This window comes from Microvirga sp. GCM10011540 (assembly GCF_042650665.1).
GTDB lineage: Bacteria > Pseudomonadota > Alphaproteobacteria > Rhizobiales > Beijerinckiaceae > Microvirga > Microvirga lenta.
Genome location: NZ_JBHSBQ010000013.1, coordinates 82,831 through 100,526 on the forward strand (window position 1 = coordinate 82,831; position 17,696 = coordinate 100,526).

A 17,696-nucleotide genomic window follows, 5' to 3' on the forward strand; every position below is an offset into this window, starting at 1 on the left:
GACTCGAATTGTGCAACATCCTGTTGCACAATTGGCTGCGGACATTACCGGATCAGGTCACGAAAATCTGGTGGCGTTTGCTACCGAATGCCGGGCCTCCCTGCGGCTTCGCTCAAAGCTCTTGCTGCACTTGGGCATGGTTGAGGATGGCCACGAACACCACCCCACCGATGATGTTGCCCATAAGTGCCGGAAGGATGAAGCCAATGGCGTACTCGCTCCAGCCCACCGCCCCCACGTTAGCGGAATAGGCCACTTCCGTGCTTCCTGCGATGACATGGGCCAGGTCCGCGACCGCGATCAGGTAGGCGAGCGTTACGATCACCAGGAACTTTGCCGATCCGGCGGCTGGCAGGAGCCAGACCATTTGGTCAGCCCGGCTCCGGCCGCAAACAGGGGCGTGCCGATGAGGTTTGTGGCCAGGACAATCCCCCACAGGCGAGCCATGGCCCCGAAGGTCCTCAGATCCATGGCATGTAGGAACAGGAGATGATTTGTGGCAGAATCGTGTTGTTCGGGTGTGCGTTCAAACTCCTACAGGATCCGTCCGGCACCGCGACGCTCGTGCCCACAGGCACCCAGCGGTGCAGGTCGACAATGTCCTGGTTGAACAGGCGGATGCACCCGCTGGAGACCGATTGGCGGATGGTGTCAGGCTCGTGCGTGGTGCATACTGGCGTGACGCTCGCATTCCGCGCCGCACAGGCGGCAGCGCACGCCTCCAGCATGCGGCGGATCACCTCTTCGTCCGAGCCGGTCCGGCGGGTCGCTACGGACCCAGTGGCGGCGCAGTTGAGGTTCAGGCGAATGCACTGGGTGAGTTGCTGCACTATGTCCTCGCCGAGGCAGGCGTCGGCGCAGGACGTGCAGGACTGGGCACAGGAATAGCATTCCTTGATGCAGCGGATGAGAACGTCACTGGAGTTATGACGGACTTTAGGTGATGGGGCCGATCAGGCGGCGCTGTGCGTTGGCATTGAGGTGACCTCGGTGCCGTCCTGGAATCTGACACCGGCAATCACCTTCGGCAACTGATTTTCGCCCATCAGCCGACGCCAGGATTTGGATGCTGCCATCACCAGCTTGAACACCATCAGCCGAGCGGTGGTTGGCGACAGCGATCCCTTGGTGCGCACGGTCCGGTGCCGCACCGTCGCGAACACACTCTCGATGGGATTCGTGGTCCGCAGGTGGATCCAATGCTCGGCCGGCCAGTCGTAAAAGGCCAGCAGCGCCTGCTGGTCCTTGCGCAGGCACTCAACCGCCTTGAGGTAGCGCGCCCCATAGGCGTCCGCGAACAGATCGATGGCGACCTCGGCCTGAGCTCGTGTCGGGGCAAGATAGATCTCCCGCAGGGCCGCCTTCATGCCGGGCTGCACGGATTTCGGCACCTTGTTGAGCACGTTGGCGGTCTTGTGCAACCAGCAGCGCTGATGGTGCGTGCCGGGGAAGAGTTCGTCGAGCGCCTTCCAGAAGCCGAGCGCCCCGTCACCCACGGCAATCCGGGGCGGAATGGACAGGCCCCGCCGCTTGATCTCGACCAGAAGCTCACGCCAGCTCTGGGTGCTCTCACGCACTCCGGCCTGGAAGCCGACCAGCTCCTTCTTGCCCTCCGGCGTGGCGCCAATCAGCACCAGGATGCACTCGGCCTGATCTTCCATGCGGGCCTGAAGGTAGACCCCGTCAGCCCAGACATAGACGTAGCGGCGGGCTGACAGGTCCCGGGCCTGCCAACGCTCGTACTCGGCCTGCCATTCACCCGTGAGCCGGGCGATCACTGAGGGCGAGAGGTTGGGCGCGTCCTTGCCGAGCAGGGCTGAGAGCGCCTCCTGGAAGTCACCAGTGGAGAGCCCGCGCAGGTAGAGGATCGGCAGCAGGGCATCCAGGCTCTTCGTCCGGCGCGCCCATTTCGGCAGAATGGCGGAGGTAAAGCGGATCCGGTCCTCACTCGAAGCCCCGCGGTCGCGGATCTTGACCCGGCTGACTTCGACCGGCCCAATGCCGGTCTGGATCATGCGCTCTGGCCCATGGCCGTGCCGGACCAGGCGTTCGCGTCCGTCCGGCAGCTTGAGATCGCGCATGCTCGCCAGGAAAGCTTCAGCTTCGATCTCGATGGCCTGGGCCAGCAGCTTGCGGGCGCCGGTTCGGAGAATATCCGTCAGGGGATCGTCAACCGTATCAGGCTGACGCAGGCGCAAAACATTGGTAGGTTCGTTCATGGCGTATCGCTCTCCTGGAGAGGTTCTGGCAGGCTCGTCACCCGCCTCGATACGCCGCCTTTCTCAATCCAGCATCACCCACTTTCCGCCATAGCTCACGTCACTGGTGTTGCCCTTCACGTGCGGATGCGTGCTGATCATCTGCTGTGCGTGCATGGTCCTTCTCCTTGGGTTGCGGGTTGTGCCGATCCGGCATTGTCCCTGTCGGGAGCCGTCGGCCGGCCGTGCACTTCTCCCCAGATGGCGGCTCCGGCGAGCGCCCCAGCAAGGGCTCCCGGGAGAACTTTGGTTGGAAGGCCGCCACGGCGCAGCCACCCTCCAATCCATTGTTGGGTTCCACCCCATGCTGCGCGGCGCACCAGAACTTTGTGTGGCCACTTCCGTTGGAGCTCTTGATCATACATTAGAATCATCTAAATAAGTGATATCTGAACAAGTGAGTGAAAGACGTGCCCGGTTCCAAGTTCAACATCGAGGATTTCGAGAAGAATGCCGTTGAGGTTGCCGACATGCTGCGCGTGCTCGCCAACGAGCGGCGCCTGATGATCGTCTGCAAGCTAGTCGAGTGGGGCGAGGGCAACGTCACTGCCCTCGCTGAAGCGGTGGGGCTGTCCCAATCCGCCCTATCCCAACACCTCGCCAAGTTGCGGGACGAGGGCATCGTCACCTTCCGGCGCGAGAGTCAGACCCTCTGGTACAGGGTCGCCGACCCTCGCATCGAACAGCTATTTGCCACCCTGCATGGTCTGTTCTGCCGCAAGGTCGAGCGGGACCAGGTCGACGAGGAGACTTCCTGATGGAGAATTTCACCCCGGCGTCAGCCCTTGTCGGCGGCCTGCTGATCGGCGCATCCGCAGCCCTGTTCCTCTTGCTGAACGGGCGGATCGCCGGCGTCAGCGGCATCCTCGGCGGGCTCCTTCACCCCACCCGCAGCGACATCGGCTGGCGCGCGGCTTTCCTTGCCGGCATGCTCATCGCTCCCGTGGTTTATGGCCTCGCGGGCGGCACCCTGCCACCGGTCGATCTTGATGCGCCGCTCGGGCTCCTGGTCCTCGCCGGCCTTCTTGTCGGCTTCGGTACGCGACTGGGGGCGGGCTGCACGAGCGGTCATGGCGTCTGTGGCATCGGGCGGGGCTCCCCACGCTCCCTGGCTGCCACCGGCATCTTCATGGCCACCGCCATCGCCACCGTGTTCGTCACCCGTCAGATCCTTGGAGTCTGAGCCATGGCGTTGATGATTGGCGCGTTTGCCTCAGGACTGATCTTCGGTCTCGGATTGGTCATCTCGCAGATGGTCAACCCGGCCAAGGTCCTCGCCTTCCTGGACGTCTTCGGCAACTGGGATCCAAGCCTCGCCCTTGTCATGGGCGGTGCCGTGGCCGTCTCCGCCCTTGGATACGCCTTTGCCAAGCGCCGCGGGACCCCGCTCCTTGCCCCGCGGCTCGAAATCCCGACCCGCCGCGATCTCGAGCCGCGGCTGCTTGCGGGCGCCGCCATCTTCGGCATCGGGTGGGGACTCGTCGGCTTGTGTCCGGGACCCGCTCTCACGGCGCTCGCATTCGGGCCTTGGCAGGTCTTCGTATTCGTCGCTGCCATGATCGCGGGCATGGCCCTGTTCCGGGTCGTGCCGGCGGATTGGCCGCAGGTCACGTTCCGGCGTGAACCTCAGGCAGAGGATGCCTGAGTCCGGTGAGCCCGACCAAGTACATCCCGGCCCTCGACTGGTTGCGGCGGTACCGTCGGGCCGATCTGCCGGGCGACGTGATCGCCAGCGTGATCGTGACGATCATGCTGATCCCGCAAAGCCTGGCCTATGCGCTGCTTGCCAACCTTCCGCCCGAGGTTGGCCTTTACGCCAGCATCACGCCGCTCATTGCGTATGCCCTGTTCGGATCCAGCCGGGCGCTGGCGGTGGGGCCTGTCGCGGTCGTGTCGCTGATGACGGCGAGCGCGATCGGCGGGATCGCTGCGCCCGGAACGCCGGAGCACTGGGCCGCGGCCCTGCTTCTGGCGCTCATTTCCGGCCTTTTCCTGCTCGTGCTCGGGGTCGCGCGGCTCGGGTTCCTGGCCAACTTGCTGAGCCATCCCGTCATCTCGGGGTTCATCAGCGCGTCCGCGATCTTGATCGCTGCGAGCCAGGTCAAGCACATCCTCGGTATCCGCATCTCCGGGGAGCGCCTCCACGAGATCCTCTTGCAGATCGCCGAGCAGATCGGAGCCGTTAACTGGATCACTGGACTGATCGGCGTCGCAAGCCTTGCGTTCCTGTTCTGGGTGCGCTCATCCCTGGCCCCAACCCTTCAGCGCCTCGGGCTGAGCAAGGGAGCCGCCGATCTGGCAGCCCGGGCTGGTCCCGTGGCCGCGGTTCTCGCCGCCACCGTTTCGGTCGCAATGCTGCGCTTTGACCAAGGTGCAGGGGTGAAGATCGTCGGTGCGATCCCGGCCGGGCTCCCGCCATTGACCCTTCCGAGCCTCGATCCCCAGCTTTGGGTCGACTTGATTCCGGCCGCTGTCCTCATTGCCATCGTGGGCTTCGTCGAGAGCGTGTCGGTCGCGCAATCGCTCGCGGCCAAACGGCGGCAGAAGATCGACCCGGACCAGGAACTCGTTGGCCTTGGGGCGGCCAACATCGCAGCGGCCCTGACGGGGGGATACCCCGTGACGGGTGGCTTCGCGCGCTCCGTGGTGAACTTCGCTGCGGGGGCCAACACCCAACTGGCCGCCATGCTGACGGCCATCTTGATTGCGGTTGCGACAGTCTTCCTGACCCCGCTCTTCTTCTACATGCCGGAGGCCGTGCTCGCGGCCACGATCATCGTTGCCGTTCTGGGGCTGGTCGATGTCAAGACGCTTCGCCATGCCTGGCACTACAGCAAGGCCGATGCGGTGTCGTTGATCGCCACTGCCGCGATGGTCCTCCTGTTCGGCGTGGAGACCGGCATCATGGTTGGCGTCGGCGTCTCGATCGGACTCTATCTCTGGCGCACGAGCCGCCCCCATGTGGCCATCGTTGGACAGGTTCCCGGCACCGAGCATTACCGGAACGTCCTGCGCCATTCCGTCATCACGAAACCTGGGATCCTGGCGCTCAGGGTCGACGAAAGCCTTTACTTCATCAATGCCCGGTACCTGGAGGACAAGGTTGCCGCCCTTGTCGCCGAGCAGCCACAGGTCCGGCATTTCGTCCTGATCTGCTCCGCCATCAACTTCATCGATGCCAGCGCCCTTGAGAGCCTGGAGACGATCGGGCGCAACCTGTCGGATGCCGGAGTCAAGTTGCACCTGACGGAAGTCAAGGGACCCGTGATGGACCGGCTGCGGAAGGTCGGTTTCACGGAGTACCTGACTGGAGAGGTGTTCCTGTCCACGCACCAGGCATTTCAAGTTCTTTCTGCGGGCACTTCGGAGGAGCGGAGTGCCCAAAGGGCCAACCTGTGAACGATTTGGAGGATCGACGGATGAGCGAGCAAGCGAGATCGAGCCTGCGTGGCCACCCCACCGTGAAGGGCTTTTACGAGAAGCGTACCGGCAGCGTGCAGTACGTTGTCGCCGACCCTGAGACCAAGAAGTGCGCGATCATCGATCCCGTTTACGACTTCGACCCGAAGTCCGGTGAGACGGGGACATGCGAGGCGGACGCCCTGCTCGAATACATCAAGCAGGAGGGCTACACTCTCGAATGGATTCTGGACACCCACCCTCATGCCGACCACTTTTCGGCAGCCGGTTACCTGAAGGAGCGGACCGGCGCGCCGACAGCCATTGGTGAGAAAGTGGTAGAGGTTCAGAAGGTCTGGAAGGGCATCTACAATTTGCCCGATAGCTTTCCTACGGATGGTTCGCAGTGGGACCGGCTTTTTGCTGATGGCGAGCGCTTCGCGATCGGCAACATGGATGTCGAGGTTATGTTCACGCCGGGGCATACGCTGGCCTCGATCGCGTATGTCATCGGGGATGCCGCCTTCATCCATGACACGATCTTCATGCCCGATGGCGGGACGGCTCGGGCGGACTTCCCTGGGGGATCTGCCACGGCGTTGTGGCAGAGCATCCAGCGCATCATGGCCCTGCCGGACGGGACGCGCCTGTTCACCGGCCACGATTACCAGCCGGGTGGGCGTGAGCCGAAGTGGGAGAGCACTGTCGGGCAGCAGAGAGCGGAGAACATCCACCTCACCAGGGCGAAGACGGAGGAGGAGTTCGTGGCCTTGAGGGAAAAGCGCGACCGCGAGTTGCCCATGCCCAAGCTCATCCTGCATTCGCTCCAGGTGAACATCAGGGGTGGACACCTGCCCGAGCCGGAGAGCAACGGCAAGCGTTATCTCAAGATTCCCCTCGACGCCCTCGTCGGCGCTCCCTGGGATGAGTGAGACGCAAGAGCCAGGCGCATCACGACGACAGCCAACAAAGGAGGCAATCATGACGAAGAGCGCAAAGGACCTCGTGGCCGAGGCCGGCAAGACGGTTGAAACACTATCAGGGGAGGAGGCTGCCAAGCTCGTCGACAACCCGGATGTGGTTCTCGTGGACGTCCGGGAAGGTGAGGAACTGGCGAAGACCGGCAAGGTACAGGGGGCGGTTCACGTGCCCCGCGGCTTTCTGGAGTTCCAAGCCGACCCGAGCAGCCCTTCGCACAAGCCGGAGTTGGGCAGCGGAAAGATGTTGGTGCTCTACTGTGCTTCCGGGAACCGCTCGGCGCTCGGGGCGAAGTCGCTGAAGGAGATGGGCATCGGGAACGTGGCGCATGTCGCAGGCGGCTTTGCGGCCCTCATGCAGGCAGGGGCGCCGATCCAGGAGGGCGAGTAAAACCGCGAGTCGCCCCAGACCATGCAAGGAGATCCCATGAACGACCAAAGCGAACAGGAGCGCTGGAACGCGCGATACGCCGACGACAGCTACCTGTTCGGTACCAGCCCGAACGCGTTTCTCGCCAGCCAGCGGCATCTCCTGGCGTCCGGGCAAAGGGCGCTGGCCGTGGCCGACGGAGAAGGCCGCAACGGGGTGTGGCTGGCCGAGCAGAGACTGCATGTCACCGCAGTTGACTTCTCTCCGGCGGCCCTCGCGAAGGCCCGCCGGCTAGCGGAAAGCAGGGGCGTCGAGGTGTCCTTCGTGCAGGCGGATCTGGCAACCTGGGAGTGGAAGGAGAGCAGCTTCGACGTGGTGGCCGCCATCTTCATCCAGTTCGCCGATCCGCCGCTGCGGGAGGCGATCTTTCAGGGGATCCGGCGCACGCTCGCTCCCGGAGGACTGCTCCTGCTCCAGGGCTATCGGCCGGAGCAGATCCAGTACGGGACCGGCGGCCCGCCGCATGCGGAGAACATGTACACGGCGGCCATGCTGCGCGAGGCCTTTCGCGGTTTCGAGATGGTCAGCCTGGTGGAGCACGACAGCGTCATCCAGGAGGGAGCCGGACACCACGGTGTGTCGGCCCTTGTGGATCTGGTCGCGCGCAAGCGTGCGTGAAGTGCTTCGGTCACTGGGACGGCAAACGGCTGATGGCCGCCGCCAATGCCTCGCGTGAAATCTCGCCGACATGCACGGAGCGGAGCTTTCCGTTCGGTCCGATCAGGAGCGTCACCGGCAGGCCCGGCATCGCGTAGTGGCGTGCCACCTCCTGACGCGGATCCAGAAAGACGTTCGGCAGCGCGAGCTTCTGGCCAGAGAGAAAGCTCTCGATGGCCGCTCGCCGCTCGCCCTGGTTCACGAACAGGAACGTGACCTCAGGCCTGCTCGCGGCCATCTCCGCCATCATCGGCATCTCGCGCCGGCACGGCGGACACCAACTCGCCCACAGGTTCAGGACAATGGGCTTTCCTGTGAACGCCGTCAGGGGTGTGTCGCCTCCCTTGAGGTTCTCCAACATGGCATTTGGCATCGGCGTGGGCGGCATGGCGTTGGTCAGTTGCCACACCACGTTCCAGGCAAACAGGCCAATAGCAAGGCTGGCTACCGCCCCAATGGCGGCATAGCGCGTCCGCACCAAGGCGGCGGAGACAAGCGCAATCCCGGCGGCGCCCCATGGCCAGGAAAAACCGCCCTGCCAAACCGCAAGTATGCGCCAGGGCTCCGCCGCGAAGCTGGCGGCGTTCTCGATGACGTGGCCGAGACGTGCCGCGACCAGACCTGCGATGAGAGCCCAGGTCGACCACCGCCCGATGCGGGGATCCAGGCGGGAGGACAGGATCGCCGTTGCAATCATGAAGGCACCGATGCCGACAACTGCCGCGAGGCGATCACCGGCGAACACGAGGGGACCAATGGAAACAGGCTGCATGGGGATCCTCGTTAAGGGTCCAGCTTAAGGCAGCCTTAAGGGCAGGCCCTGCCTAGGCTGGGTGTCCCGCATCGGGAGCATCCTGCTGGGAGACCTGTGCCACTTTGGGGGCACAGGTCCGGCTTCCCCTGCGGGACTGCAAAGGAGGAACAAGCAGCGATGTCTGAGTGCGCCAATTCGCGCTTGGACCCGCGGCTGACCGTGCACGGTGCCGCACAGGTTTAAGAGAATTGGCCTTATCAGATCTTGCTAATTAAGCTTTAACTAATATATCTCGGTCTGTTTCGGTTATTCCACCTTCTGAGGAGGCACGATCCACGATGCTCACGCGCCGCTCATTTCTGGCCGGTGCCGCCCTGGCAGGGGGCACCGCCTTTGCTGCCTCGTCCGCGTGGCGAGGAGCGGCTGCCGAACCACAGGCCCTAAGGATCCCCGAGCTGATCGATGCCCGCAGCCAGGGTGGGTCGATCGCGCTCGAGGCGCAAGCCGGCCGCACTTCCTTCTTCCCGGGACGGGAGAGCCGGACACTCGGCTACAACGGCAGCTATCTTGGCCCGACGCTGCGCGTCCACCGCGGCGACGACGTGGAACTCGCCGTCACGAACGCGCTCGGCGAGGAGACCAGCGTCCATTGGCATGGCCTGCTCATCCCCGGGGAGCTCGATGGCGGACCCCACCAGATGATCCGCCCGGGCGCCACTTGGCGGCCTGTGCTTCCCATCCGCCAACCCGCCGCGACCCTGTGGTATCACTCGCACGTGCATGGCCGCACGGCGGAGCAGGTCTATGCCGGCCTCGCAGGCCTCCTGCTCGTCACGGATGACGACGAGAAGGCCCTCGGACTGCCGTCGGAGTACGGCGTCGACGATCTGCCCTTGGTCTTGCAGGATCGGCAGTTCGAGAGCGGTCGGCTCATCCTTCCCGAGGGAATGATGACGCTCATGCACGGACGGCGGGGTGACACGCTGCTGGTCAACGGAACCGCCAACCCGGTGGCCCGTGTGCCACGCCGGCTGGTCCGGCTTCGCCTGGTGAACGGCTCGAACGCCCGGATCTATGAGCTCACGTTCGGGGACGATCGGCCGTTCCACTGGATCGCTTCGGAGGGCGGTCTTCTCGAGCAGCCGGTCGAGCTGCGGTCCCTGAGCCTGGCGCCGGGCGAGCGGGCCGAGATCCTTGTCGATTTCGCGGATGGACGAACCGTATCGCTTGAGACGGGGCCGGATACCAATGCTCCCATGATGATGGGCATGCTGGCCCGTGCCTCGGACCTCATAGGCCGAGGACGGCAACCCGTCCTCAGGTTCGAGCCTGGGGGTGGGGCAGGGACCGTAACGAAGGTGCCCGAGCGTCTCGCGACTCATGAGCGTCTGGACGCATCGCGCGCCGTTCGTCGGCGGCGCTTCGCCATGACCATGGGCATGGGCGGGATGATGGGCAGTGGCATGGGAAGGGGCATGCACGGCATCAACAGTCGCGCGTACGACATGGAGCGCATCGACGAGGAGGTCAGGCTTGGGGACGTGGAGATCTGGGAGGTCTCGGGCGAGATGATGGCCCACCCCTTCCACGTTCACGGCGTGCATTTCGAGGTGCTAAGCCGGAACGGTGCTGCCCCGGGTCCTCGCGATCAGGGCCTCAGGGACACGGTCGTGGCGCAGGAGCCGGTTGAGCTTCTTGTGCGGTTTACGCAGCCTGCGGTGGCGGCACCCTTCATGTACCACTGCCACATCCTCGAACACGAGGACAACGGGATGATGGGGCAGTTCGTCGTCCGATGAGGCCACTGCACTGGCCTCGCCTGGATCTCCCCGGCTAGTTCGTGACTTCGCGAACGGCATCCGCGACAAGCTTGCCGCCGATGGCACCGAAGGCACCTCCGAAGAGGATCTCGATACCCCGTGCGAATCGGGCATAGGCGCGCTTGGCCAATCCACTCGAGACCAGCACGCCGTAGATGCCGTAGACCAGCACGGCCGACGCAAAACCGATGGGGGCGAAGCCGAGTACCTGGGAGGTCGACAGGCCAGATCCATACAGGAAGGTTGCGACCGCACTCCACAGCAGGGCAGCTTTCGGGTTGGTGAGATTGACCAGTAAGCCGCGGCGCCAGGCGCCGAGCGGCGTCCAGTGGGCGTGGTGGGCCTGGATGCTTGGGTCGCCGCCGCGCCAGGCGGCCATCACGGACTTCACGGCGAGGAAGCAGAGATAGCCGCCTCCGAGGAACTTCATGACAGTCAGGAGCGATGGATAGAGCTTCAGGAGCGTGGCCAATCCGAGTGCCGCCACGGTGACCCAGATGAGGATCGCGGTCGCGACACCGAGCGTCAGGAAGAAAGCCGATCGACGTCCCTGGCCAAGGGCAGCCCCCGCGACGGCCATCAGGTTCGGTCCCGGGGTGATCTGCCCGAGCGCAACGGCCGTGAGCGTCGTGAGGTATGCTTGAAGCATGGCTTTCCTTCCAAAGGATGCATGGCGGGGAGGTCGGCATCGACGGTACCACTTTCCGGCAGGCGGGAAGAAGACCACTGGTACCCGGCGGGATCAGGATGCGGGTAGGCTGAATCCTGCCTGCAATCCTTGACGGTCGAGGCGGTTGCGCAGGACGAAACAGGCGTCGGCCCGCTTGAGCGCTTCCTCGACGATGGCGAGGCCCAGGCCGCTGCCGATCGGGCTGCGGTGGCGCCCCCGGAAGAACCTGTCGCTCGCCCGGTCGAGTTCATCCTCGGGGATGCCGGGACCCTCGTCCTCCACGACGATCCTAGGCGTGACTGCCGATCCGTCGAGGAACCACCGGACACGCCCGCCCTCTGGAGAGTGCTGAACGGCGTTCTCATGCAGGTTGCGCACGGCGAGGTGGAAGAGCTCGCGGTTCATGCGAATCGTCGTGGCATGGAGTGCCGGATCGATCTCGACCTCGATCGGGTGCACAGGCCCCCGAATGTTCTGGGCAATCTCCAGAATTTCCTGTCCGACCGAGATCGGCGATGCGTCCCCACGATCCGATGTCGCGTCGAGCCGCGACATGGCGAGGAGCTGATGGACGAGGCGCCCGGTGCGGTCGACGGCGATGAGGATCTGTCGCAGCGCTCCTGCGCGCGTTCCCTCATCCTTGGCAGCCAGCGCTACCTGAACCTGGGTCCGCAGCCCCGCGAGGGGCGTGCGAAGCTCATGGGCCGCGAACGCCGTGAAGCTGCGCTCGTGCTCGCGCGCCGCCGCGACCTTGCCGAAGAGACCGTTCAACGCGTCGACGACGGGCCGGACCTCTGATGGAACCTTACCCACGTCAAGCACGCTCAGGTCGTCCGGGCTCCGCTTCTCGAGGCTGCCGGTCAGGCCCCGCAAGGGCAAAAGCCCGCGACCGACGCTGGCCCAGATCAGGAACGCCAGCGCCGGGATCATGAGGGCGCCTGGCAGGAGCAGCCCGCTGACCAGGTCGGCCACAAGACGGTCCCGCAAGCCGATGCGGTCGCCGACCATCACCCGGATGCCCTTGCCGTGATCGACGATGGAATAGACCCGCCATGGCTCCCCTCCGATCTCACGCTCGGAAAAGCCGCCGGCCTCGTCCGACAGTTCGATATCGGGCGCGCCACGGGAGCGGCCGATCAGGCGTCCGTCGAGCGCCCAGATCTGGCACGAGAGCTGGCGCTCGTAGTTGAGCGGCACCGTCTCCAGAATGGGGAATCCGTCACCGGACCTTGCGGCCAGCTTGATGTCGCTGCCGGCCACGAGCGAGCTGACCATGCGGGCGGCTTCCATGAGGCGGTTGTCGAGCACCGCCTGGAGCTGGCGTTGGCTGTTGATGGAGATCCAGGCGGCGGCGCAGAGCCAGACAAGGCCCGTGGCGGCCACCAGGATGATGAAGAGGCGGGTGCGGATCGACTGCACGTCAGGTGCTCCTCAGGCGGTAGCCGAGGCCCCGCACCGTCTCGACGGCGTCGCGTCCGATCTTGATGCGAAGGTTATGGACATGCACCTCCACCGCGTTGCTCTCGACGTCGTCCTGCCAGCCGTACAGGCGGTCGGCGAGCTGGTCCTTGGACAGCACCGCACCCGGGTGCGCCATCAGCGCCTCGAGGATCGAGAACTCGCGCCGCGACAGGCCGACGGCGCGTCCATCGACCTCGACCGTGCGGCGGCCCGGGTCGAGCAGGATCCCGTTCCAGGCCATGACCGGGGACGCCCGTCCCGAGGCCCGGCGGGCGATGGCACGCAGGCGTGCCGCCACCTCGTCGAGATCGAAGGGCTTGCCGAGATAGTCGTCCGCCCCGCTGTCGAGCCCGTCGATCCGGTCGGCCACGGCGTCCCTGGCGGTCAGCAGGAGAACCGGAGTGGCGTCCTGTCGCTGGCGCAGCTCGCGCAGGACGTCCAGGCCGGAGCCATCCGGCAGCATCAGGTCGAGCACGACCGCATCGAACTCCGCGGTCTCCAGGGCCGCACGGGCATCGCCGCAGGAGCCCATGCCGTCGACCGTGTAGCCATGCAGCCCCAGGCCGACCCTGAGGCCGTCGAGCAGCACTTCATCGTCCTCGATCACAAGAATGCGCATGATGATCCTCCGCCGGCTCCATCCCAAGCCAGGCTTAAGGCTGCCTTAAGGTAGGACGGTAGTGTGAGGGAAAGTCATTCCGGTTGCGAGGCTCCCTTGTCCCAGAACCCCATTCGAATCCTGTTCGCGTTCATGGCCCTGCTCCTTGGAACAGCCGGGGGGTGGGCGCAATTCAAGATTCCGGCACCGGACGAGGTCTTCCGCCTCAGCGCCTCGAGGAACACCGACGGAGGCATCGAGCTGAACTGGTCGATCGCGCCCGAAACGTACCTTTATCGGGACAAGGTAATCGTCACGCCTCCCGGGACCGATGCCGATCCGATCCCGGCCGACACCAGCCCCGGCCGGCAGAAGGACGACCCAACCTTCGGAGCGACGGAGGTGTATTTCGATGCGGCGCAGGCCACCGTTTCGGCGGGTGCCCTGGCGGCTGCCGGCTCGCCGCAGGCGCTCCAGGTGACCTACCAGGGCTGCGCCGACAAGCTCGGCATCTGCTACCCGCCCGTCACCAAGTCCGTCGACCTTGCGACGCTTGCGGTGGCGGACGCCGACGCCCTGGACGCGACGGCTAATACCGCCAGCCGGAACCAGGCGGCGGTGCCTGCCGATGCCCCGGTCCAGATCGAGACGCCGGGAACGGCCCCGCCCGCCTTGGCGGAAGGAACCTCCAAGGCGCCGCAGGACAACGGGCAGGGCGATGGCTGGATGGGTGGAAGCCTCGTGTCCGTCCTGGCGGCATTCCTCGGCTTCGGACTTCTACTCACCTTCACTCCCTGCGTGCTCCCGATGATCCCGATCCTGTCGGGCATGCTGGCCCGCAGCGGAGGGCAGCTTTCGGCCGGCCGGGGCTTCGCGCTCTCAACGGTCTACGTACTGGCCATGGCATCCGCCTACGGCCTGCTCGGCGTCGCCGCGGCCTGGTCCGGCCAGAACTTGCAGGCGGCGTTGCAGACGCCGTGGGCGCTCGGCGCCATGAGCGTAGTGTTCACGGTCCTGGCGCTGTCGATGTTCGGCCTGTTCGAACTCCAGCTTCCCAGATCCTGGACCAACCTCGTTTCCGGCAAGACCTCCGGCATGGGTGGGTCACTCCCGACCGCCGCCGTTCTCGGCTTCACGTCGGCGCTGATTGTCGGACCGTGCGTGACGCCGCCGCTGGCGGGGGCGCTGCTCTACGTGTCCCAGACCGGCGACGTGACGCGAGGTGCTGCGGCCCTGTTCACGCTGGGCCTCGGCATGGGCCTGCCGCTGATCGTGTACGGCACCGTCGGGGCCAAGGCCCTGCCGAGGTCGGGGCCGTGGCTGGTGCGCGTCAAGCAGGTCTTCGGCGTCGTCTTCCTGGGTGTCGCCATTTGGATGCTCGCACGCGTCGTCCCGGCCCAGGTGACGCTGGCCCTGTGGGCACTGCTCGCCATCGGCTCCGGCGTGTTCCTCGGAGCCTTCGATCCGGCACCCAACTGCCCGGTCCGCCGGGTCGCGAAGGCGACGGGGATTGCGGCGGTGCTCTATGGCGGTACCCTGGCCGCGGGCACGGCGGGCGGAGCGAGCGATCCGCTCCAGCCACTCGCCTTCCTGGCCCGCGGATCGCAACCTGCGCCAACGACCGAACTGGCTGCCACCCGCGTGACCACGCCCGGGCAGTTCGACGCGGCGGTGAGCGCGGCCCGGGCCCAGGGCAAGCCGATCCTCGTCGACTTCACGGCGGAGTGGTGCGTCACCTGCAAGGAGATCGAGCGCAATGTCTTCGCCGATCCGGCCGTGCAGGCAAGGCTCAAGGACGTGGCGTTCATCCGGGCGGACGTTACCGACTACGACGAGGCCAGCCGCACCCTGATGCAGCGCTTCGGCGTCATGGGACCGCCGACGATCCTGTTTCTCGATCCCGGGACAGGTCAGGAGATTGTCCCCGCCCGGACCATTGGCACGATCGATGCGGACGGCTTCCTCCGGAAGCTCACGGCAGCCGGTGCGTGATGGCTGTCAGCTCCTCCCGCTCCCGTGCCTCCATTCGGGCCGATGCATGCTCGCGCCGGGCGATCCTGAGGCATGCAGCCCTTCTCCCGGCTCTCGCGCTCTTGCCCCGACGGGTGCTGGCGCAGGCCGCGGAGCTGGCTTTCGCCCATGTCTCCACACGGGAGGCATTCGATGCGGCGGTCAGGCGTGCTCGCACCCGGAGAAAGCCGGTGCTGGCGTATTTCACGGCGGAGTGGTGCCCGATCTGCAAGAGCATCGACAAACGGGTCTTCTCCAATCCCGTCATCAGGAGGCGACTCGAGGGCATCGCCCTTGTGCGGGCGGATGTGACCGCTATCGACGCGGGCAACCGGGCGCTCATGGAACACCTTCGGGTGGCGGGCCCGCCGACGATGTTCGTCATCGATCCGAAGGACGGCCGGGAGATGCCCGGAACCCGCCTGGTCGGGGCCGTCGACGCCAACCTCTTCCTCGACACGATCAACCTCGCAGGCCTTTAGACCCGCGCCTGCCTTTTCAGAAGATCAAGGAGTCAATCATGCCCCGCCTCACGCAGTCTTTGTTCGCCGCTCTTTTGACGGCGTTGTTCTTCGTCTTCGTCATGCCCACTGCTCCGGCTCTGGCTCAGGACAAGGCTCTTTCGGTGGACGCGATCCTGAACGATCCGCAGGCGCCGGTAGGCGGCAATCCCAAGGGCGACGTCACCATCGTGGCATTCCTCGATTACAATTGTCCCTTCTGCAAGAAGTCGGCGCCGGACCTGGAGAAGATCGTCAAGTCCGACGGCAGGATCCGGCTGGTCTACAAGGATTGGCCCATTCTCACGCCGGCTTCCAACCATGGCGCCCAGCTTGCCCTGGCCGCCAAGTACCAGGGCAAGTACGAGCAGGTTCATCATGCGCTGATGGGGATCCCGGGCATGCGGATCAGCAAGGAGAAGATGACCGAGGCGGTCCAAAAGTCCGGCGTCGACATGGAGCGCCTGAATGCGGACCTGAAGCAGCACGGCGCTGAGATCCAGGCGCTGATCCAGCGCAACCTCGACCAGGCCGACGCGCTCGGGCTCACGGGAACGCCGGTCTACCTGATCGGCCCGTTCAAGGCCTCGGGGGCGCTCACCTACGAGCAGTTCCGCAAGGCAGTCGCCGACGCCCGTGCCCAGGGCAAGCAGTAATCTGCCGCCCGCCTCCCCGCCAATGCCGATCCCACTCTCTCACAGGACATCCATGTTCAAATTTACACGGCCTGCCGGCCTTTCCCGCGCGCTCGTCCTGATGCTGCCGGCCATGCTGGCCGCCTGCACCACCACAACCGCACCGCCTCCGCCGGTGGCCGCGGCACCGGCTGTCGATCCCGTCACGGCCGAGCGCTATGCCGCGGTGACCACCGACAAGCATCCGGTGCCCGGCGTCGATCCCGCCACGCTCAAGCCGCGCAACGTGCGTCAGCTCGTGGACTACGCAACCACCGAGGAGCCGGGGACCATCGTCGTCGATACGAACGCCCGCTTCATCTACCTCGTGCAGGAGGGTGGCAAGGCGCTGCGCTATGGCGTCGGGGTCGGCAAGGAGGGGCTGGAGTTCAAGGGCACGGCGAGCGTGGCGCGCAAGGCGCAGTGGCCGCGCTGGACGCCGACGCCCGACATGATCAAGCGCGAGCCGGAACGCTACAGGAAATGGGCCAGCGGCATGGAGGGCGGCACCCACAATCCGCTCGGCGCCCGCGCCCTGTACCTGTTCAAGGACGGCAAGGACACGCTCTACCGCATCCACGGCACCAACGAGCCGGAGACCATCGGGCAGGCCGTGTCCTCCGGCTGCATAAGGATGATGAACCAGGACGTGATCGACCTCTACAGCCGCGTCCCGACGGGCGCCAAGGTGGTCGTCCTGTGAGGGCCGCCAGCACATCCCGACAACATGATTTTGGAATGGAGCAACCGATGGATCTGAACCGCCGTCGGATCATCCAGGGCGCTGCGCTGGCGCTCCTGGCACCGCCATCCTTCAAGGCCGCCCGAGCTCAGAGCGGGGAGGGCTGGCACCCGCTCGAAGGCGACGACGGCAAGCCCGTGCCCAACGCGCGCCTGCCGGTCGAGCTGACCGGCGAGATCGAGCATTTGCCCGGCTTGATCTGGGTGGGCTCCAAGAGCATGGCGGTGACCCTCTACGAGTTCTATGACTACAACTGCCCCTACTGCCGCGTGGCGGCGAAGGACCTGCACGCTCTCGTGAAGAAAAGGCCTGAGCTGCGCCTGGGGCTGATCAACAATGCCATTCTGTCCCTCGGATCGATGCAGGCCGCAAAGGTGGAACTGGCGCTTCTCCTGCTGAAGGGACCGGCGGTGGCCTACGAGTTCCACCAACGCCTGTTCGCCATGCCGGGCACGAACGACGGCACACGGGCGCTCAAGGTCGCCGAGGACCTCGGGGTCCCGCGACGCCAGATCGAGCCCGTGGCCGACAGCGAGAAGGTTGGCGGGATGCTGCGCGAGCAGATCCAGCTCGCGGCCAACCTCGGGCTCGCGGCGACGCCGTCCTTCGTGGCCGGCGGTGTCGGCGTGCTCGGCTATCCCGGCCCCAAGACCATCGGCGGGATCGTCGCCTCCCTCGACAGGTGCGGGGAAGTCGTCTGCCCGGCCTGACGCGGCGCGTCCAATCAAGTTTCGGCAAGGAAGGCT

General features: G+C 65.5%; 19 protein-coding genes and 2 pseudogenes. 13 read left to right on the forward strand and 8 right to left on the reverse strand.

Going from position 1 to position 17,696, the window contains the following annotated elements; all coding sequences use genetic code 11:
- Window positions 1-112: 112 nt before the first annotated feature.
- From ACFOYU_RS05905 to ACFOYU_RS05920, 4 genes and pseudogenes are all read right to left on the reverse strand, one after another.
- Entirely contained in the window at window positions 113-367 is a 255-nt protein-coding gene (locus tag ACFOYU_RS05905) for a formate/nitrite transporter family protein (protein ID WP_377032846.1), read from the reverse strand.
- Window positions 368-461: 94 nt separating this feature from the next.
- A complete protein-coding gene (locus tag ACFOYU_RS05910) occupies window positions 462-647 on the reverse strand; it encodes a L,D-transpeptidase (RefSeq protein WP_377032940.1) in 186 nt (61 codons plus the stop codon).
- Between the two features lie 10 nt (window positions 648-657).
- Window positions 658-908, reverse strand: a pseudogene (locus tag ACFOYU_RS05915) (four-helix bundle copper-binding protein); the annotation flags it as partial.
- A 45-nt stretch (window positions 909-953) separates the two neighbouring features.
- Window positions 954-2,219: an IS256 family transposase gene (locus tag ACFOYU_RS05920; protein ID WP_377032847.1), complete on the reverse strand. Its 1,266-nt coding sequence runs from the start codon at window positions 2,217-2,219 to the stop codon at window positions 954-956.
- Window positions 2,220-2,728: 509 nt separating this feature from the next.
- On the opposite strand from ACFOYU_RS05920, the gene ACFOYU_RS05925 reads away from it, so the two are divergent.
- From ACFOYU_RS05925 to ACFOYU_RS05955, 7 genes are read left to right on the forward strand one after another with little or no spacing between them, the layout of a single operon-like run.
- Complete coding sequence (locus ACFOYU_RS05925) at window positions 2,729-3,016, forward strand: ArsR/SmtB family transcription factor (protein WP_377032941.1); 288 nt, start codon at window positions 2,729-2,731, stop codon at window positions 3,014-3,016.
- Window positions 3,016-3,441 carry a YeeE/YedE family protein gene (locus tag ACFOYU_RS05930; RefSeq protein ID WP_377032848.1) on the forward strand — a complete coding sequence of 142 codons (426 nt, stop codon included), beginning with the start codon at window positions 3,016-3,018 and terminating at the stop codon, window positions 3,439-3,441. The genes ACFOYU_RS05925 and ACFOYU_RS05930 overlap by 1 nt, the downstream gene beginning before the upstream one ends.
- Before the next feature lie 3 nt (window positions 3,442-3,444).
- A complete protein-coding gene (locus tag ACFOYU_RS05935; protein ID WP_377032849.1) occupies window positions 3,445-3,903 on the forward strand; it encodes a DUF6691 family protein in 459 nt (152 codons plus the stop codon).
- Between the two features lie 5 nt (window positions 3,904-3,908).
- Entirely contained in the window at window positions 3,909-5,657 is a 1,749-nt protein-coding gene (locus ACFOYU_RS05940; protein ID WP_377032850.1) for a SulP family inorganic anion transporter, read from the forward strand.
- Between the two features lie 20 nt (window positions 5,658-5,677).
- A complete protein-coding gene (locus ACFOYU_RS05945) occupies window positions 5,678-6,589 on the forward strand; it encodes an MBL fold metallo-hydrolase (protein ID WP_377032851.1) in 912 nt (303 codons plus the stop codon).
- A gap of 46 nt (window positions 6,590-6,635) precedes the next feature.
- Window positions 6,636-7,025, forward strand: a complete 390-nt coding sequence (locus tag ACFOYU_RS05950; protein WP_377032942.1) for a rhodanese-like domain-containing protein — start codon at window positions 6,636-6,638, stop codon at window positions 7,023-7,025.
- Between the two features lie 36 nt (window positions 7,026-7,061).
- The gene (locus tag ACFOYU_RS05955) at window positions 7,062-7,682 is read left to right on the forward strand and encodes a class I SAM-dependent methyltransferase (RefSeq protein ID WP_377032852.1); all 621 of its coding nucleotides are present in this window, start codon (window positions 7,062-7,064) and stop codon (window positions 7,680-7,682) included.
- A gap of 10 nt (window positions 7,683-7,692) precedes the next feature.
- On the opposite strand, the gene ACFOYU_RS05960 is transcribed toward ACFOYU_RS05955, so the two are convergent.
- A complete protein-coding gene (locus ACFOYU_RS05960; protein WP_377032853.1) occupies window positions 7,693-8,493 on the reverse strand; it encodes a prolipoprotein diacylglyceryl transferase family protein in 801 nt (266 codons plus the stop codon).
- Window positions 8,494-8,813: 320 nt separating this feature from the next.
- On the opposite strand from ACFOYU_RS05960, the gene ACFOYU_RS05965 reads away from it, so the two are divergent.
- The gene (locus ACFOYU_RS05965; RefSeq protein WP_377032854.1) at window positions 8,814-10,274 is read left to right on the forward strand and encodes a multicopper oxidase family protein; all 1,461 of its coding nucleotides are present in this window, start codon (window positions 8,814-8,816) and stop codon (window positions 10,272-10,274) included.
- Between the two features lie 34 nt (window positions 10,275-10,308).
- On the opposite strand, the gene ACFOYU_RS05970 is transcribed toward ACFOYU_RS05965, so the two are convergent.
- From ACFOYU_RS05970 to ACFOYU_RS05980, 3 genes are all read right to left on the reverse strand, one after another.
- Window positions 10,309-10,944 carry a LysE family translocator gene (locus tag ACFOYU_RS05970; protein ID WP_377032855.1) on the reverse strand — a complete coding sequence of 212 codons (636 nt, stop codon included), beginning with the start codon at window positions 10,942-10,944 and terminating at the stop codon, window positions 10,309-10,311.
- Between the two features lie 93 nt (window positions 10,945-11,037).
- A complete protein-coding gene (locus ACFOYU_RS05975; protein ID WP_377032856.1) occupies window positions 11,038-12,384 on the reverse strand; it encodes an ATP-binding protein in 1,347 nt (448 codons plus the stop codon).
- 1 nt (window position 12,385) lies between these two features.
- The gene (locus ACFOYU_RS05980; RefSeq protein WP_377032857.1) at window positions 12,386-13,045 is read right to left on the reverse strand and encodes a response regulator; all 660 of its coding nucleotides are present in this window, start codon (window positions 13,043-13,045) and stop codon (window positions 12,386-12,388) included.
- A 96-nt stretch (window positions 13,046-13,141) separates the two neighbouring features.
- Here ACFOYU_RS05980 and dsbD point away from each other — a divergent pair, with 96 nt between their 5' ends.
- The 5 genes and pseudogenes from dsbD (at window position 13,142) to ACFOYU_RS06005 (ending at window position 17,660) form a co-directional block, all read left to right on the forward strand.
- Complete coding sequence (gene dsbD, locus ACFOYU_RS05985) at window positions 13,142-15,016, forward strand: protein-disulfide reductase DsbD (RefSeq protein WP_377032858.1); 1,875 nt, start codon at window positions 13,142-13,144, stop codon at window positions 15,014-15,016.
- Window positions 15,016-15,516 carry a thioredoxin family protein gene (locus ACFOYU_RS05990; protein WP_377032943.1) on the forward strand — a complete coding sequence of 167 codons (501 nt, stop codon included), beginning with the start codon at window positions 15,016-15,018 and terminating at the stop codon, window positions 15,514-15,516. The genes dsbD and ACFOYU_RS05990 overlap by 1 nt, the downstream gene beginning before the upstream one ends.
- A gap of 101 nt (window positions 15,517-15,617) precedes the next feature.
- Entirely contained in the window at window positions 15,618-16,190 is a 573-nt protein-coding gene (locus ACFOYU_RS05995) for a DsbA family protein (protein WP_377032944.1), read from the forward strand.
- A 52-nt stretch (window positions 16,191-16,242) separates the two neighbouring features.
- Window positions 16,243-16,908, forward strand: a pseudogene (locus ACFOYU_RS06000) (L,D-transpeptidase); the annotation flags it as partial.
- Window positions 16,909-16,958: 50 nt separating this feature from the next.
- Window positions 16,959-17,660, forward strand: coding sequence for a DsbA family protein (locus ACFOYU_RS06005; protein WP_377032859.1), 702 nt, complete (start codon window positions 16,959-16,961; stop codon window positions 17,658-17,660).
- The last annotated feature ends 36 nt before the right edge of the window (window positions 17,661-17,696 follow it).

What these genes read in the sequence shown, in the direction of transcription:
- ACFOYU_RS05905 (WP_377032846.1), bottom strand. Translation starts at nt 367, where the DNA reads ATGGTCTGGCTCCTGCCAGCCGCCGGATCGGCAAAGTTCCTGGTGATC.
- ACFOYU_RS05920 (WP_377032847.1), bottom strand. Translation starts at nt 2,219, where the DNA reads ATGAACGAACCTACCAATGTTTTGCGCCTGCGTCAGCCTGATACGGTT.
- ACFOYU_RS05925 (WP_377032941.1), top strand. Translation starts at nt 2,729, where the DNA reads ATGCTGCGCGTGCTCGCCAACGAGCGGCGCCTGATGATCGTCTGCAAG.
- ACFOYU_RS05930 (WP_377032848.1), top strand. Translation starts at nt 3,016, where the DNA reads ATGGAGAATTTCACCCCGGCGTCAGCCCTTGTCGGCGGCCTGCTGATC.
- ACFOYU_RS05935 (WP_377032849.1), top strand. Translation starts at nt 3,445, where the DNA reads ATGGCGTTGATGATTGGCGCGTTTGCCTCAGGACTGATCTTCGGTCTC.
- ACFOYU_RS05945 (WP_377032851.1), top strand. Translation starts at nt 5,678, where the DNA reads ATGAGCGAGCAAGCGAGATCGAGCCTGCGTGGCCACCCCACCGTGAAG.
- ACFOYU_RS05955 (WP_377032852.1), top strand. Translation starts at nt 7,062, where the DNA reads ATGAACGACCAAAGCGAACAGGAGCGCTGGAACGCGCGATACGCCGAC.
- ACFOYU_RS05960 (WP_377032853.1), bottom strand. Translation starts at nt 8,493, where the DNA reads ATGCAGCCTGTTTCCATTGGTCCCCTCGTGTTCGCCGGTGATCGCCTC.
- ACFOYU_RS05965 (WP_377032854.1), top strand. Translation starts at nt 8,814, where the DNA reads ATGCTCACGCGCCGCTCATTTCTGGCCGGTGCCGCCCTGGCAGGGGGC.
- ACFOYU_RS05970 (WP_377032855.1), bottom strand. Translation starts at nt 10,944, where the DNA reads ATGCTTCAAGCATACCTCACGACGCTCACGGCCGTTGCGCTCGGGCAG.
- ACFOYU_RS05980 (WP_377032857.1), bottom strand. Translation starts at nt 13,045, where the DNA reads ATGCGCATTCTTGTGATCGAGGACGATGAAGTGCTGCTCGACGGCCTC.
- ACFOYU_RS05990 (WP_377032943.1), top strand. Translation starts at nt 15,016, where the DNA reads ATGGCTGTCAGCTCCTCCCGCTCCCGTGCCTCCATTCGGGCCGATGCA.
- ACFOYU_RS05995 (WP_377032944.1), top strand. Translation starts at nt 15,618, where the DNA reads ATGCCCACTGCTCCGGCTCTGGCTCAGGACAAGGCTCTTTCGGTGGAC.
- ACFOYU_RS06005 (WP_377032859.1), top strand. Translation starts at nt 16,959, where the DNA reads ATGGATCTGAACCGCCGTCGGATCATCCAGGGCGCTGCGCTGGCGCTC.